Here is a 15,783-nt window from a genome sequence, read left to right as displayed (position 1 = left end):
CGGCACTACCTGCCGAGCACCAGCGACCAGTAACGGAGCGCGGGATCGCGGCCGTCGCGCACATAAGCGAGGCCGAAGCGGCTGAAATCCGGATCGAGCATGTTGCGGCGGTGGCCGGCCGAATGCATCCAGATGTCGAACAGTTTCTGCTGGTCGAAGCGGCCCTCGGCGATGTTTTCGGCCGCGGCACCGCGCACGCCATTGTCCTGCATGCGGGAAGCAAAATCCTTGCCCCAGCTAGTGGTGTGGCTCATGCGTTCGCGCGAGGCCATGTAGCCGGCCTGCTGCAGCGCGGCCTGTTCGAGCTGGGCGTCCGGCAACAGCGCCGGCAGGCTGGCGCCGCTGCGGATACCCGCCAGCGTCGCCGTGGCGGAGGAGGAGACGCCGGCACCTTCTCCGGTCGGCACCGTGACCGTGCTGCAGGCAGCGATGCCGGCAAGCGCTGTCAGGCTTGCCGCCTTGAGCAGTGTGCGGCGGTTGAGACTGCGTGGCGACGAGGAGGCGGTCGATGAGATCATGCGGTCTCTGATACCGGCGATCATGGCTTTTGCCGGGCAGGGCGGTGAAAATCATCCGCTAGCCCGATTCGATGACAGAGGCCTGGAAATGCCGCACCACATCTCGCTTGGAAGAGGATGCCGGCAGGCAGGTGAGGGCGGCGCCAGGCTTCGGATTGGCCCGCAACGTCAAGGCCGGCGCTGCCCCTCATCCGCCCCTTCGGGCACCTTCACCCCGTATACGGGGTGAAGGCCTTAGCCCGTCGATGAAAATCCCGTGATGCGACGACTTTTCGCGGAAGATCGGTTATGATCGCACCGTTCTTGAAGTGGCAGCCACGGGCGGCCATCATCAGGCGGTGACCGCCCCGCTTTGGTCTGGCGCATGGTCCTTTCACGAAAACCGTTCCGGTTTTCGGGGGCTATGCGTTGACAAACGGAGGACGGTTATGACCGGTTTTCATGTCATGGCGGACGCGCACGGGATGCATGTGCAGCCCACGGTGCGCCATATCACCACCACGGATCTTTGGGACTCGCTCAAGCTTGGCGCCGAGGATTTCTGGGCGAAGCCCTCGCATTATGTGTTCCTGTGCCTGATCTATCCCATCGTCGGCCTGATCCTGACGCAATGGACGTCCGGCTCCAACGCCATCCAGCTCGTCTATCCGCTGATGTCCGGTTTCGCCTTGATCGGCCCGTTCGCGGCCATCGGCCTTTATGAGATCAGCCGCCGGCGTGAGCTCGGCATGAACAGCCACTGGCACCATGCGCTCGATGTCCGCCATTCGCCGGCACTGCCGTCGATCGCGGTGATCGGCATACTGCTCTTCGCGCTGTTCCTGCTCTGGCTGTTCACCGCGCAGTCGATCTACACCAGCCTGTTCGGAACCGAGCCGCCGGCCTCCGTCGGCGCCTTCCTGCGCGATGTGCTGACCACCGGTAAGGGCTGGACGCTGATCCTTATCGGCAATGCCGCCGGCTTTGTCTTTGCCGTCGTGGTGCTTGCTACCACGGTCGTTGCCTTCCCGCTGCTGCTCGACCGCGATGTCGGCGCCGTCTCGGCGATCGAGACTTCCGCTCGCGCCGTCATGGCCAATCCATTGCAGATGGCGCTGTGGGGCCTGACGGTGGCGGTGCTTCTGGTGGTCGGCTCGATCCCGCTGTTTGCCGGCCTTGCCGTCGTCATGCCGATCCTCGGCCACGCGACCTGGCATCTCTACCGCAAGCTGGTCGAGCCGGAGCAGATCCGGCCTGTCCGGCGGCCGATGTAAGGTCTGACGGCTCGCCATTGGGCTGCGTTGAGACTGAGGTCCCCTAGCGCTGCGCCTCTGTGACCATCTTCAGCGCCAGCGCCGTCAGCACCGTGCCCATCATCCAGCGCTGGACGACCAGCCAGAACGGCCGTCCGGCCAGGAAGCTGGCGATCGAGCCCGCGGTCACCGCGATGATGGCGTTGACGGTCAGGCTGATCGTGATCTGCGTCACGCCGAGCACCAGCAATTGCGACAAGACATGGCCCGTGGCCGGATTGATGAACTGCGGCAGGAGCGACAGATAGAGCACCGCCACCTTCGGGTTGAGCAGGTTGGTCATCAGCCCCATGACGAACAGTTTGCGCGGCCTGTCCCTGGGCAACTCGCGGACCTGGAAGGGCGAGCGCCCGCCGGGCTTCAGCGCCTGCCAGGCCAGCCACAACAGATAGAGCGCGCCGGCAAAGCGCAGCGCGTCATAGGCATAAGGCACGGCGAAGATGAGCGCGGTGATGCCGAAGGCCGCCGACACCACATAGAACAGGAAACCGAGCGCCACGCCGCCGAGCGAGATCAGCCCGGCCTTCGGTCCTTGCGACAGCGAGCGCGAGATCAGATAGATCATGTTCGGCCCCGGCGTCAGCACCATGCCGAGGCAGATCAGCGCGAAGGTCAGATGGTTGGCGGCGTCGGGCATCGATGGCTCCAGCAAAGCGCGGCGGCAGATGTGCGCTGGTTCGCTGAAGCGCGCAAGGGCTTGGCGCTGCTGGCCGTTGCGCCAGCGCGTGCCTACCCAACCACGCGCAAATTCGACAGCTCGTTGGCGATTTCCTTGAAATTGTCCGAGAGCGTCGCGCCCGTCGCATTCCAGAAGAGCTTGGCCGGCTTGCTGGGGTCGGTCGGATCCTTGCGGAAGCGCGAGTCGGACGAGCAGGATTTCAGCGCGGCCATCGCCTTCTGGTCGCTCGTACTCGTCGACAGGTCGAGTGCCACCGTCATCACCATGATGTTGCCCGCCTTGGCGTTGGCGCACAGTTTTGCCATCTGCTCGTCCATCGCGGCGGTGTAGTTGCTGGACGAATAGTTGAATTGGCCGATGGCGCTCGACGTGCCGCCGAACAGGCGCGTCACCGACGTGCCGTTGTAGCCGACGCCTGTATAGCCATAGGCGGCATAGGTCGACTTGTTGCCGGCCGGATCCGGATAGACCGTCGAATAGGTGTTTGCGCCGTCGGTAAGGACGATGACGACCTTGTCGTTGCCGCGCTCGGTTTCCGGCCGCCCCTCGGTGAAGGGCTCCGCGCTCGACACCGTGCGCCAGCCCCAGGCCAGGCCTTCCGGCACATTGGTGTTGCCATTGGGCTGCATCAGGTCGATCGCCGCGTTGATCTTGGCCAGTCCGTCGGTGGTGGTGACGTCGGTGAGCGGCGTGATCGGCGTGGTCGTGCAGCTGTAGTTCGGGCCGGCGCCCGAGCTCAGCGCCGGGGCATCGATCGGCCGCGGCTGAAAATACTTGGCCATGTTCGACTGCCTGGTCTTGCCCGTGGTGCTCGACGGGTCGTCGTTCCACCAGCTGTTGGCCGCACCATAAGTCACCGGATTTGCTTCGAGGGGGTTCTGGGTCACTTTCCAATGGTTGCCGGGTTCGTCCGGGGCGAACATCGGCACGAACATGGTGGCGGGATCGCCGACGCCGATGCCGGTGTTGTTGGGCCCGCCCGAGGCCGGCGTGTCGTCGACATTGTAAGGATAGGGGCGGACCTCGACGCAACCCTGCCAACTGGCGAACGGGCCGTAGGTGTCGATGTAATCATATTCCGTGTGGCTGTGCGAGCAGGTGTGGTTCGAACGATAGGTGTCGCAGACCGTGCGCGCGCTGCCGGCGACGCGCTCGTGGTTGGTCACCACCTTCATGTCCTGATAAAGTTCGAAGCGGCTGAGAACCTGGTTTTCCTCGTCGCCCCAGCCGGAGCCTTTCTTGTACCAGATGCCGTTGATCTTCTGGGCGTATTTGTCGGTGGCGTTCAGCGTCGACCAGTCGAAATTCTCGTTGGCGATCGGCGACAGCCCGTAGACGTCCATCCACGAAGCGTTGTCGTTGTCCGGTCCGACATTGACGGAAGCGGCGAAGGGCACCAGGCTGAACTGCACCGGCTTGTCGACCTGCTTGATCTGGGCTGCCTGCTGCGCCAACGTGGTGACGAGCTGCTTGGCGGCCTGCTTGAGCAGGTCGATGCGTTTCTCACCCGAACCCGTTCCGTTCAGGGTCATGGAGCCCGAATTGTCGAGCACCATTGCCACTTCCAGAGTGTTCTTCAGCCGCACCTGGGAGCTGGCGCTGACGTTGATCGGCTTGTTGGCGTCGGTTGACGACACGCCGACAAGCAGTGCCGATGCCGGATAGAAATAGGGGTGGTAGTTGAGCGTCGCGCTCATCGTCATCAGGCCGCCGCCGGCCTGGTTGGTGGGCAGAGTTATGTCGAGCGAGATGTTGGCGGGGTCGATATTGTTGAGGTTGGCGTTGAAGAAGTCGACCGCGTAAGCCCTGATCTGATCGTCGGTAGCGCCCTCGGCCAGCCGCCGCGCCGCGGCAAAATTCGCAGCGTCGAGCGCGTTCAGCACCATCTGTCTCTGACGGCTGAGCTCGCTGTAGTCGACCGCCATCGCCACCGCGCCCATCAGGGGCACCATGGCGATTGCCGTCATCAGGGCATAGTTGCCGCGGCGGTCGCGGCAGAATTGACGCCAGAATTTGCGCATTTCAGGTAAGCGGCCCCCGCCGGCGGATTTGCAGTTGAGCCACAGTTTCACAAAACGCTGAAAGACCTGTTTGGGAAACTGCTCGATTGCGCGCTCCGGGCTTCACCGACCGCTAACCAAACCAAGGGCTTACTGCATGGCACGCAGGAAAAACGCCCGAAAAAGGACGTTCTTGCAGGCTGCGTTACGGGTCAGCTGACGATGCGCAGGTTCGACAATTCGTTGCCGATCGCCTTGAAGTCATCGGACAGCGTGGCGCCGGTCGAGTTCCAGAACAGTTTTGCCGGCTTGGTCGGATCGGTCGGATCCTTGCGGAAGCGCGAGTCCGACGAGCAGGTCTTCAGCGCGGCCATCTGCGCCGCTTCGGCCGTGTTGGTGGAATCGAGGTCGACCGCGATGGTCATGACGATGATGTTGGCGGCCTTGGCGTTGTCGCAAAGCGTGGCCATGTGCTCGCTCATTCCCTTGGTGTAGTTGGCGTTCGAATAATCGGTTTTGCTGACACTGGTGCTCGTGCCAAGGAACAGCCGGCCGTAGCTGTATGGGCTGTTGAGCGGCATGTTCTGACCGCTATAGGCCAGATATCCGAGCGCCGAATAGATCGCCTTGTTGCCGGCAAGGTCATTGCCGCCGCTGTTGGCGTTCGAACCCGAATAGCTTTGCGCGGTGACCGACGTCGGGGTGTAATAGGTGTTGGCGCCGTCGGTCAGCACGATCAGCACCTTGTCGTTGCCCTTTTGGGTTTCCGGCCGGCCTTCGGTGAAGGGCGCTGTGCTGGAAAGCGTGCGCCAGCCCCAGGCCATGCCCTCGGGCACGTTGGTGGCGCCGACATCGACCATGGCGTCTATGGCCGTCTTCACCGTCGTTGCGCCGGCTGTGGTCGAAACGTCGGTCAGCGGCGTGATTGGGGTCGTGCTGCAGCTGGTGTTCGGCCCTTCATTCATGCCGTAGGCCGGCGTCACCTTGGTGCCGACGCCGGCATTGAAGTATTTCGGCATATATTTCTGACGCGTCGTGTTGGTGGAGCTCGTCGTTATGTCGGCGTGCCAATTGTTGTTTGCTGGCCGGCCGCTGCCATCCGTATTGTCGGTCTCATCAGGCGCAAACATCGGCACGAACATCGTCGCCGGCGTCGAGGTCGAGGCGGCCGTATCCTGGATGTTGTACGGATAGGGGCGGGATTCGACACAACCGCCCCAGCTCGCGATCGGCGCATACACGATGTTGGATGTGCAGACGCCGCTCAAGTTCTTGGTGCACGACGAGATGCGCTTCATCCACTTGTAGATCGAAAACCGCGTCAGCACCTGGTCCAACTGCTGCGTCGGGTCCCAGGCGGAACCTTTTGCGTAATAATTGCTGCCGGATTTCACGGCATATTGGTTGGGAGAGTTGGCCGAGGTAAGCGTCGACCAATCGAGGTTCTCCTGGTCGAGTGGCGAGACGCCTGTTTTGTCCATCCAGCTTGCATCGGCGTTCGCCGGGCCGACATTGACCGAGGCGGCGAACGGCACAAGGCTGAACTGAACCGGCTTGGAAACCTGCTTCATCAGCTGTGCCTGGCCGGCCAACTGGTCGACCAACTGCTTGGCGGCGCTCTTCAGAAGGTCGAACCGCACTAGGTTCGACCCGTGGCCGAGCTCGGTCATCGATCCGGAATTATCGAGCACCAGCGACACCTCCAGCGTGTTCTTGAGGCGGATTTCGACCTGGCCGAGAAGTTGAGCGTGGTCTGCCCCACGGTTCCACCAAGCAGCGCGACAGCGGCCGGCAGGAAGTAAGGCTGGTATTGCAGCGTCGCCTGGAGGACCAGCGTGCCGCCGCCGGCGTTGTTGTTGGGCAAGGTGACGGTGAGCGTCGTGTTGGCCGGCAAAACGTGACCGAGATTGGCCTCGAAGAAATTCTTGGCGTAGGTCTTGGCGTCGTCGTCGGTGGCGCCGAGCACGATTTGCTGCGCGGTGGCAAGTCCAGCCGCATCCAGCGAATTCAGCGTCTCCTGCCGCTGCCGCACCAGCTCGGTGTAGTCGACCGCAAGCGCCACGCCGCCCATCAACGGCACCATGGTGATGGCCGTCATCAAGGCATAGTTGCCTCGTCTGTCGCGAAAAAAGTTACGGATCAACGCCCTTAGCCCCCGCCAAGATCCTATAGTTTCTGTCCCAACATGATCATAAATCGTTAAATTTTAGACCTTGCGAAAGCATCAAGATCGGGTCGTCTTTTGACCAGCCGTTAACCTTGTGCCGGCCGTGTCCTGTCGAAGGCCGGCACTGCACGTCGTTCCCGGCCTGCGCGCCGCGGGAAAGCTGGTGACAGGATGAAGCGCTTCGGTTATTCGGAGCCGGCCGCGGCGATGGACGCCTGCTGCGGCTTTGCCCGGGATCAAGGATCAGGATACGAAATGGCGGATTCGCCCGACATCATCGCTTCGCTTGACCCTCTGTCGAAGCGCTACGCCGCCATCCTGTGCGACGTCTGGGGCGTCGTGCACAATGGCGAATGGCATTTTCCCGCCGCCGCCGAGGCGCTGGCAAAGGCCCGCGCGACCAATGTGCCTGTCGTGCTGATCACCAATTCGCCGCGCCGCAGCGCCGACGTGGTTGCGCAGATGAAGGTCATCGGCGTTCCCACTGACGCCTATGACCGCGTCGTCACTTCGGGCGATGTGACCCGCGACCTGATCGCCGAGGGGCCAAGGAAGATTTTCCACATCGGTCCCGAGCGCGACTTCACCCTCTATGACGGGCTCGATGTCGATCTCGTCGAGGAGTTCGAGGCCTCGGGCGTCGTCTGCACCGGCCTCTATGACGACGAGGTGGAGAAGCCCGCCGACTATGCCGAGCTGCTGCAGCGGCTGCGCGCCCGCAATTTGCCCTTTATCTGCGCCAATCCCGACATATTGGTCGAGCGCGGCGAGCGCACCATCTGGTGCGCCGGCGCGCTGGCGCGTGACTACGCGCAACTCGGCGGCCGCACGCTGATCGCCGGCAAGCCGTTCGCGCCGATCTACGATGTCGCCATGAAGGAGGTCGCGGGCCTGCTCGGCCGCGCCGTCGAACGCAACGAGGTCCTCGCCATCGGCGACGGCATGATGACCGACGTCAAGGGCGCGGTCGACAATGGCTTCGACGTTCTTTACGTCTCGGGCGGCATTCATGCCCGCGACTACGGCGATCCATTGCGGCCCGATCCCGAAAAACTCCGGGGCTTTCTCGACAAGCACGGTTACCGGCCGGTCGCCGTCATTGCGCGGCTGCAATAGAGTATAGCCTGGCCATGACGGGCATTTCGACATGACGCAAGCTTTCGAACGCATATCCGCAACCGCACCGCTGCCGGCGCATCTGCGCGGCGGCGTGGTGGCGATCGGCAATTTCGACGGGGTCCATCGTGGCCACCAGTCGGTGCTGGAGCGCGCGCTGGCGGAAGCCCGCCGCGACGGCGTGCCGGCCCTGGTGCTCTGCTTCGAGCCGCATCCGCGCAAGGTGTTCAAGCCCGACGTGCCGCTCTTCGTCCTGACGCCGCCGCCGATGAAGGCGCGGCTGCTCGCCGAGCTCGGCTTTGCCGCTTTGGTCGAACAGCCGTTCACGCGCGACTTTGCAGCGCTTTCCGCCGAGGCTTTCGTCACCGACGTGCTGGAGAAGAACCTCGGCATCCACCACGCCATCACCGGCTTCGACTTCCATTTCGGCAAGGATCGCCAGGGTGGCCCGGCCTTCCTGATGGCGGCCGGCGCGCGTCATGGCTTCGGCGTGACCCTGGTCGACGCTTTTCGCGACGAGGGCGCCGAGGTGGTCTCCTCGAGCCGCATCCGCGCTTTGCTTGCCGAGGGTAAGGTCGAGGAAGCGGCCGGCCTGCTCGGCTATCGCTTCACCGTCGAGAGCGAGGTGATCGGCGGTCAAAAGCTTGGCCGCACGCTGGGTTTCCCGACCGCCAATATGCGGCTTTCACCGGAAGCGGCGCTGAAGGAAGGGATTTATGCCGTGCGCTTCCGCCGTGCCGACGGCACGCTTCATGACGGCGTCGCCAGTTTCGGCCGCCGCCCGACCGTCGACGACAATGGCGCGCCGCTGCTCGAAACCTATGTCTTCGACTTTTCCGGCAACCTCTATGGCGAGGTCTGCCAGGTCTCGTTCTTCGGTTTCCTGAGGCCCGAGCTGAAGTTCGATGGGCTGGATGCGCTTGTGGCGCAGATCAAGCAGGACGAGGTGGAGGCGCGGGCGCTGCTCGCCGGCGTGCGCCCGCTCTCGGAGCTGGACGCCGCGATCGCCTTCTAGACTAGGCCACCTTCGGACACAGCGACTTAGATCAAAGGCTTATACGCTGGGTGAAGCAGTTCACCGACTGCGGACGCGCAAGCATGCAAATCTCTTTGATGAAGATCGATCTGGCCGTCTGGACTGTCGTGTTGGCCTGCGCCGCGCTTTTCATACTCTGCGACGGGCTGAGCGCACATTGGGTAAGACCGGCAGTGGCCGCAGTCTCGCCGTCGTCATGCTTTTGTCGCCGGTGTCCTACTTCGCCTTCGCCTTCATCAATACTCGGCTGAACCTCGCCGTGACCAGCGCGCTGGTCAACACCATCGTGGTTGCCGGCGCGGTGCTGGTCGGCGCGATCGTCTTCAAGGAAGAAGTGTCGACCGCGCAATATCTGGGCATCGCGCTGGCACTGGTCGCTCTGACGCTTCTTAACGTGGACTGACTGGCACGATACCCAAAGCAGGACCCGGCTTGTTCTTGATCGGCTCAACTCAGCCGGCAGTCAGGCTTGCGTACGCAAGCAAATCCATCCACTGCGTAATTTTGCAACTATATTGTAGCTTACTTTTAACAACATTGGAGCATACTTATATGCATAGCGTATAATATAAGAAGCTTCTAATGGATAAGAATTTGAACGAGATACGTCTGTTGACGGTATGCTTTGCAGTCGTATCGACGCTCGCCGTCGTCGTCTTGCTGCAGTGCAGCAAAATCACATTCGTCTACACCGACCTGGGAAAAGTCGGCTATTTTTTCGCAATATTCTTCGTTCCTTCCCTGTATTGTTGGAAGCGCGGGATGCTTCGCCTGGCGGCACCTTTGGAAGCGATTGCGCTGGGCGTGCTCATGGCAATGCCTATACTTGCTTCCACCTATCTGGCCGCATCACTTAATCGGCCGCTTATGGATGAAGCGCTGGTGTGGACCGACGCGGCAATCGGCTTCAATTGGCTCACCTTCATCGGGTTCGTGGATTCTTGGCCGGCTTTGGCTCACAGCTTGAACAACGCGTATTCCACGTTCCTCGTGCAATTGTTTTTGTTGCCGCTTATCCTTGGAGCCACCGGGCGGTACGAGCGCTGTTATACGATGGTTCTTTCCTACGCGGTGATCTGCTACGTCTCATCGATTGTCTCGATCTGGTTCCCCGCCCTGGGGACATACGCGGTTTATGGGGTTCAGCAGGATCAGCTTCACAACATCAACGCCCATTTCGGGTTCTATTTCCTCGACCACTTCAACGCCGTTCGCAGCGAGGCTCAGTTCGTTTTGTCGCCTCTCACTGCAAAAGGGATCATTACATTTCCTTCGGTCCATGCAGCGGTTGCGCTGCTCTGCGCCTGGGCAGCCTGGGATTTGAGGCTTCCCGCGCGACTTTTCTTCTTGGCCTTGAACATCCTCATGGCCGTCGCCGCGATCACACACGGCAACCACTACCTGGTGGATGTTATCGCCGGGCTGGCTATAGCCGCGATTTCAATACTTGGGGTAACGGCAACCGTTTCCGTTTTATCGCGCTTGATCTGGCCCAGTTGGCATGGCCTGTCCGTCGCTGACACCAAAAAAAACGAGGTCGGGCGAAGGACATCTCGCCGACGGCGATTTTAGGATTGCTCCGCCTACCGCTTCAGCGCCAGTCCGATGGCAATGAAACTCCAGCCCTGGAAGACCAGGTCGATGGCGAGGAAGATGCCGAGCACCCAGAGGCTGTTGACCGGCCAGCCCATGGCGATCATCAGGCCGAGCAGGATGGTGATGATGGCCGCCACGAGCAGCCACCCCCAGCCTTGCTCGGGCCGGTGATTGAAGGCGACCCAGGCCCTCAGCAGCCCGGAAGCGACCAGCGCGATGGCCAGAAGCAGCGTCAGCACCGCCGAGGCAAGCAGCGGGTTGTCGAAAGCGAAGAAGCCGGCGACCGCATAAAGCAGGCCGCTCAGCAGCCAGTAGAAGAAGCGCCCCCAGGTCTTGACGCCGAAGGCATGGATGATCTCGATGATGCCGGCCATCAGCATCAGCCAGCCGACGACATAGACCGAGGCGACGGTGGCGATGAACAGATTGCCGAATGCGATGCCGCCAAAGATCAGAAGCAACACGCCCAGCGCCACGAACCATCCCCATTTGTCGCGCGTCTGCCCAATCGCGCCTTTCAGGGCATCACTTGGTAATGTCATGACCTATTCCCTCCAGAATTGGCCGCGCGCGGCGGGGTGATTGAAGGTAATCCCGATGGCTTCGCCCGTCCAGCAAGGCATGCGTTCGAAACAGTCAGCTACGGCATCGCCAATGTTACCGATTTTAAGTCAAATTTTACCGAGTCCGAGCCATGGCTTGAGCGTCGGCGGGTGGTCGTGCCGGCGTGTTTCGCGTAAGGGGTAAGGATGCGTATTGTCCGGACGATTCCGCTGGCGCTGGCAGCCGGCCTGTTGATGACGCCCGCAGCTAATGCCGGCGAGGGCAGCTGGATCTCCGGCGACTGGTACCTGACGCTCGGCGCCACCGGTCTGGTCGCGCCGAATTTCGAGGGCGGCAAGCGCTATATGTTCAGCGCCCAGCCGATCGTCTCGCTCGGCAAGGTCGGCCCCGAGGCGCGCTTCACCTCGCGCAACGACAACATCTCGCTGGCGCTGATCGACGACGGCTCCGTGCGCGCCGGCCTGACCGGCAAGTTCCTGTTCCATCGTGACAGCAAGGATGAGTTGAAAGGCCTCGACCCGGTGCGCTTCGGCGGCGAGGCCGGCGGCTTCTTCGAGTTCTATCCGCTGGATTGGGTCAGGGCGCGCGCCGAACTCAGGCACGGCATCCGATCCCATAACGGCTTCGTCGCCGACATCTCGGCCGACGCCTTCTACGACATCACGCCGAACATCCGCATTTCCGGAGGCCCGCGCGTGTCCTTCGCCTCGTCCAACTATTTCGACGCCTATTACGGCGTCAACGCCAGGGAAGCGGCGGCCTCGGGCCTCAGCCAATACCATCCTGGCGGCGGCCTGAAATCGACTGGGCTCGGCGGCGCCATCACCTGGAAGGTGACCGAGCCGATGACGGCCAGCGTCTTCACCGAATATTCGCGCCTGATGGGGCCAGCGGCCGATTCCAGCCTGGTCAGGAGCGCGGCGACCGCAACCAGTGGATGTTCGGTGTCTCGACCACCTATCGTTTCAATTTCACGATGTAGGCCTGAAAGCGGCTTCGTGCTCTGAAATCCGCGCTTTATTCCTGGCGCGCCATCCGCTAAAAGCCACGCCATGACGAGCTTTTCGCGCCTTTTCGCGATCGCGATACGAATTACGGGCCCGGTGTTCCGGGCGGCTTGAGCGCCGCCGGAGCCGCCGGGACTTTCCGCGCGCGTCCCTCGCGCTTTTTCAAGGAAATGATAGTTGAACACCCAGGCTTTACCGCCGGGTATCTTGAGATGGCAGATCAATGACCGATACACCGACCACCGATACGTCCGCGACGATCGACTATTCCAAAACGCTTTATTTGCCGCAGACGGATTTCCCGATGCGCGCCGGCCTGCCCGAGAAGGAGCCGGTGCTGGTCAAGCGCTGGCAGGACATGGACCTCTACCGCAAGCTGCGCGAGGAGGCCGCCGGCCGCGAGAAATTCGTGCTGCATGACGGCCCGCCCTACGCCAACGGCAACATCCATATCGGCCACGCGCTGAACAAGATCCTCAAGGACGTCATCAACCGCTCCTTCCAGATGCGCGGCTACGACGCCAATTACGTGCCGGGCTGGGATTGCCATGGCCTGCCGATCGAATGGAAGATCGAGGAGCAATACCGCGCCAAGGGCAAGAACAAGGACGAGGTGCCGGTCAACGAGTTCCGCAAGGAATGCCGCGACTTCGCCTCGCATTGGATCAAGGAGCAGGGCGGCGAGTTCCAGCGCCTCGGCGTCATCGGTGATTTCAAGAACCCCTATACAACCATGGCTTTTCATGCCGAGTCGCGCATCGCCGGCGAGCTGTTGAAATTCGCCATGTCGGGCCAGCTCTATCGCGGCTCGAAGCCGGTGATGTGGAGCGTGGTCGAGCGCACCGCGCTCGCCGAGGCCGAGGTCGAGTACCAGGATTATGAGAGCGACACGATCTGGGTGAAGTTCCCGGTTGCGAGCCTCGCCCAGCCGGTGGCCGGCACGGATGCCGCGCCGGCCCTGGACGGAACCGCGCTCGATCTTCTCGAAGCGCATGTCGTGATCTGGACCACCACGCCCTGGACCATCCCCGGCAACCGCGCCGTCAGCTATTCACCGCGCGTCGCCTACGGTCTCTATGCGGTGACGGCGGCCGAGAATGCCTTTGGCCCGCAGCCCGGCGAGAAGCTGATCTTTGCCGACGCACTGGCCGAGGAATGCGCCGCCAAGGCCAAAGTCAGCTTGGACAGACTTCACAGCGTCTCGGTGGAACAGCTTGCAAGCCTTACGCTTTCGCATCCGTTCAAGGGCCTCGGCGGCGGTTATGAATTCCCCGTGCCGATGGTTGCCGGCGAGCATGTCACCGACGATGCCGGCACCGGCTTCGTCCACACCGCGCCCGGCCACGGCCGCGAGGACTTCGACGCCTGGATGGATGCCGCCGCTGATCTGAGAGCACGCGGCGTCGACACCACGATCCCGTTTACCGTCGACGACGCCGGCTTCTTCACCAAGGATGCGCCGGGCTTCGGTCCCGACCGCGAAGGCGGCGCCGCGCGCGTCATCGACGACAACGGCAAGAAGGGCAACGCCAACCAGGCGGTGATCGACGAGCTGATCAAGCGCAACGCGCTGTTCGCGCGCGGCCGGCTGAAGCACTCATACCCGCATTCCTGGCGCTCGAAGAAGCCGATCATCTTCCGCAACACGCCGCAATGGTTCGTCCATATGGACAAGGACCTCGGCGACGGCTCGACGCTGCGCAGCCGCGCGCTGAAGGCCATCGACGACACGCGTTTCGTGCCGGCTGCGGGCCAGAACCGTATCCGCGCCATGATCGAGGAACGCCCGGACTGGGTGCTGTCGCGCCAGCGCGCCTGGGGCGTGCCGATCGCCGTCTTCGCCGACGTCGATGGCAATGTGCTGAAGGACGATGCCGTCAACCAGCGCATCATGGACGCCTTCGAGAAGGAAGGCGCCGACGCCTGGTTCGCCGACGGCGCCAAGGAGCGCTTCCTCGGCAATCACGACGCCACGAAATGGCACCAGGTGAGAGACATCCTCGACGTCTGGTTCGATTCCGGCTCGACGCATGTCTTCACGCTGGAGGACCGACCCGACCTCAAATGGCCGGCCGATGTCTATCTCGAAGGCTCCGACCAGCATCGCGGCTGGTTCCACTCCTCGCTGCTCGAAAGCTGCGGCACCAGGGGCAGGGCGCCTTACGAAACGGTCATCACCCATGGCTTCACCATGGACGAGGAAGGCCGCAAGATGTCGAAATCACTCGGCAACACGGTGGTTCCGCAGGAGGTCATCAAGCAGTCGGGTGCCGATATCCTGCGGCTCTGGGTGGTGACGACCGATTATTGGGAAGACCAGCGGCTCGGCAAAAACGTACTGCAGACCAACATCGACGCCTACCGCAAGCTGAGGAACACGATCCGCTGGATGCTGGGCACGCTTTCCCATGACGATGGCGAGGAGGTGCCGCTGGCGAAGATGCCGGAGCTGGAGCGGCTGATGCTGCATCGGCTGTCGGAGCTCGACGAGGTCGTGCGCCAGGGCTACGACGCCTTCGAGTTCAAGCGCATCACCCGCACGCTGATCGACTTCATGGTGGTCGAGCTGTCGGCCTTCTACTTCGACATCCGCAAGGACGCGCTTTACTGCGATGGGCCGTCGAGCTTGCGCCGCAAGGCGGCCGTGCAAGTGGTGCGGCATCTGTTCGAATGCCTGGTGAAGTGGTTGGCGCCGATGTTGCCCTTCACCACGGAGGAGGCCTGGCTCGACCGTCATCCCGACGCCGTGTCGGTGCATCTCGATCAGTTCCCGGCGATCCCGCAAAACTGGCGCGATGAGGCGCTGGCCGAGAAATGGCGCAAGGTCCGCCAGGTGCGGAGCGTCATCACCGGGGCTCTGGAACTAGAACGGGCCCGTAAGACCATCGGCTCGTCCCTGGAAGCCGTACCGATCGTCTACATGACCGACGCGGTGTTGGAGGAAGCCCTGTCGGGGACCGACTTGGCTGAAATCAGCATCACGAGCGATCTAGTCATTTCGCACGACGACGTGCCGGTCGGTGCCTTTGCGCTGCGAGAGGTTCCGGGCGTCGCCGTCACGATAGCGAAGGCCGAGGATCGCGGGCTCACTAAATGCGCGCGTTCCTGGCGCTACACCGCTGATGTTGGGCAGGACCCGGAATTTCCGGATGTTTCGGCCCGTGATGCCGCTGTCTTGCATGAGCTGAAAGCATTGGGACGGCTGTGAGCACGGGTTTACAAGCCGGTGCACAAATGCCACGCCGGGCGGCGCAAATCCGCCCGCGCGTTGCCCTTAATAAGTGGTTGAGGTAAACACGCCAAACTCCGGCAGACAAATTCTCGCCGGATTTCCGTCGCATGTGCGGGGAATAAGGGGACCGTGCCCTTGGCCGGTGGCGACCGAAAGGCTGTTAGAGTGGGACTTTTTGGCATGACCGACAGAACGTTTGCGCGCGCCGCGCTGCTGGCGCCGCTTGTGGTATCGGCCATCGCATTGTCGGGCTGCATGGGCTCGCCGACCTACGGCACCGACAAGACCGCCGCCGCGCAGCTCTTCGACGATGTTTCCGGCGCCGCGACGATCACGCCGAAGCGCCGCGATCCAATCGACTACAAGCCGCGTCCGGAGCTGGTGAAGCCCGCGCCGGGCCAAAAGGAAGCCTGCCGACGCCGCAGCCGAGCATCGAGACGGCGAGCACCGAGTGGCCCGGATCGCCCGAGGCGCGTCGCGCCCGCATCCGCGCCGACGCTACCGCGCACCAGAACGATCCGAATTACCAGCCGGAAGCGGTCGAGGACGTACAAACCGATCCGGAGGCGGTGAAGA

General features: G+C 62.5%; 11 protein-coding genes and 2 pseudogenes. 8 read left to right on the top strand and 5 right to left on the bottom strand.

The window, feature by feature from the left end; genetic code table 11:
• Positions 1–5: 5 nt before the first annotated feature.
• Positions 6–542 carry a CAP domain-containing protein gene (locus tag ACVDG8_RS03190; protein ID WP_447253392.1) on the bottom strand — a complete coding sequence of 179 codons (537 nt, stop codon included), beginning with the start codon at positions 540–542 and terminating at the stop codon, positions 6–8.
• A gap of 404 nt (positions 543–946) precedes the next feature.
• On the opposite strand from ACVDG8_RS03190, the gene ACVDG8_RS03185 reads away from it, so the two are divergent.
• A complete protein-coding gene (locus ACVDG8_RS03185; RefSeq protein WP_447253391.1) occupies positions 947–1,771 on the top strand; it encodes a DUF2189 domain-containing protein in 825 nt (274 codons plus the stop codon).
• 43 nt (positions 1,772–1,814) lie between these two features.
• Here ACVDG8_RS03185 and ACVDG8_RS03180 read toward each other — a convergent pair whose 3' ends face one another.
• From ACVDG8_RS03180 to ACVDG8_RS03170, 3 genes and pseudogenes are all read right to left on the bottom strand, one after another.
• Positions 1,815–2,447, bottom strand: coding sequence for a LysE family translocator (locus tag ACVDG8_RS03180; protein ID WP_447253390.1), 633 nt, complete (start codon positions 2,445–2,447; stop codon positions 1,815–1,817).
• Between the two features lie 92 nt (positions 2,448–2,539).
• Positions 2,540–4,510, bottom strand: coding sequence for a pilus assembly protein TadG-related protein (locus ACVDG8_RS03175; RefSeq protein WP_447253389.1), 1,971 nt, complete (start codon positions 4,508–4,510; stop codon positions 2,540–2,542).
• Positions 4,511–4,701: 191 nt separating this feature from the next.
• Positions 4,702–6,632: pseudogene (locus ACVDG8_RS03170) on the bottom strand (pilus assembly protein TadG-related protein).
• Between the two features lie 279 nt (positions 6,633–6,911).
• Here ACVDG8_RS03170 and ACVDG8_RS03165 point away from each other — a divergent pair.
• The 4 genes from ACVDG8_RS03165 to ACVDG8_RS03150 all read left to right on the top strand — a co-directional run bounded on the left by ACVDG8_RS03165 (position 6,912) and on the right by ACVDG8_RS03150 (position 10,380).
• A complete protein-coding gene (locus tag ACVDG8_RS03165) occupies positions 6,912–7,772 on the top strand; it encodes a TIGR01459 family HAD-type hydrolase (RefSeq protein ID WP_447253387.1) in 861 nt (286 codons plus the stop codon).
• A gap of 31 nt (positions 7,773–7,803) precedes the next feature.
• Positions 7,804–8,787 (top strand): bifunctional riboflavin kinase/FAD synthetase, encoded by a 984-nt coding sequence (locus tag ACVDG8_RS03160; protein WP_447253386.1) that lies wholly within the window; start codon positions 7,804–7,806, stop codon positions 8,785–8,787.
• A gap of 178 nt (positions 8,788–8,965) precedes the next feature.
• A complete protein-coding gene (locus ACVDG8_RS03155; RefSeq protein ID WP_447253385.1) occupies positions 8,966–9,211 on the top strand; it encodes a hypothetical protein in 246 nt (81 codons plus the stop codon).
• A gap of 179 nt (positions 9,212–9,390) precedes the next feature.
• Complete coding sequence (locus tag ACVDG8_RS03150; RefSeq protein WP_455707529.1) at positions 9,391–10,380, top strand: phosphatase PAP2 family protein; 990 nt, start codon at positions 9,391–9,393, stop codon at positions 10,378–10,380.
• 11 nt (positions 10,381–10,391) lie between these two features.
• On the opposite strand, the gene ACVDG8_RS03145 is transcribed toward ACVDG8_RS03150, so the two are convergent.
• Positions 10,392–10,946, bottom strand: coding sequence for an HdeD family acid-resistance protein (locus ACVDG8_RS03145; protein WP_447253383.1), 555 nt, complete (start codon positions 10,944–10,946; stop codon positions 10,392–10,394).
• Positions 10,947–11,153: 207 nt separating this feature from the next.
• Between ACVDG8_RS03145 and ACVDG8_RS03140 the strand changes: the two are divergent.
• From ACVDG8_RS03140 to ACVDG8_RS03130, 3 genes and pseudogenes are all read left to right on the top strand, one after another.
• Positions 11,154–11,950, top strand: a pseudogene (locus ACVDG8_RS03140) (MipA/OmpV family protein).
• Between the two features lie 248 nt (positions 11,951–12,198).
• Positions 12,199–15,183, top strand: a complete 2,985-nt coding sequence (ileS, locus tag ACVDG8_RS03135) for an isoleucine--tRNA ligase (protein ID WP_447253381.1) — start codon at positions 12,199–12,201, stop codon at positions 15,181–15,183.
• 204 nt (positions 15,184–15,387) lie between these two features.
• On the top strand, positions 15,388–15,780 hold the full coding sequence (locus ACVDG8_RS03130; RefSeq protein ID WP_455707528.1) for a hypothetical protein: 393 nt from the start codon (positions 15,388–15,390) through the stop codon (positions 15,778–15,780).
• Positions 15,781–15,783 lie beyond the last annotated feature (3 nt).

The organism is Mesorhizobium sp. ORM8.1 (assembly GCF_053005525.2).
The sequence above is the reverse complement of the archived record's forward strand: the minus strand, read 5'-3'. Positions and strand labels throughout refer to the sequence as shown.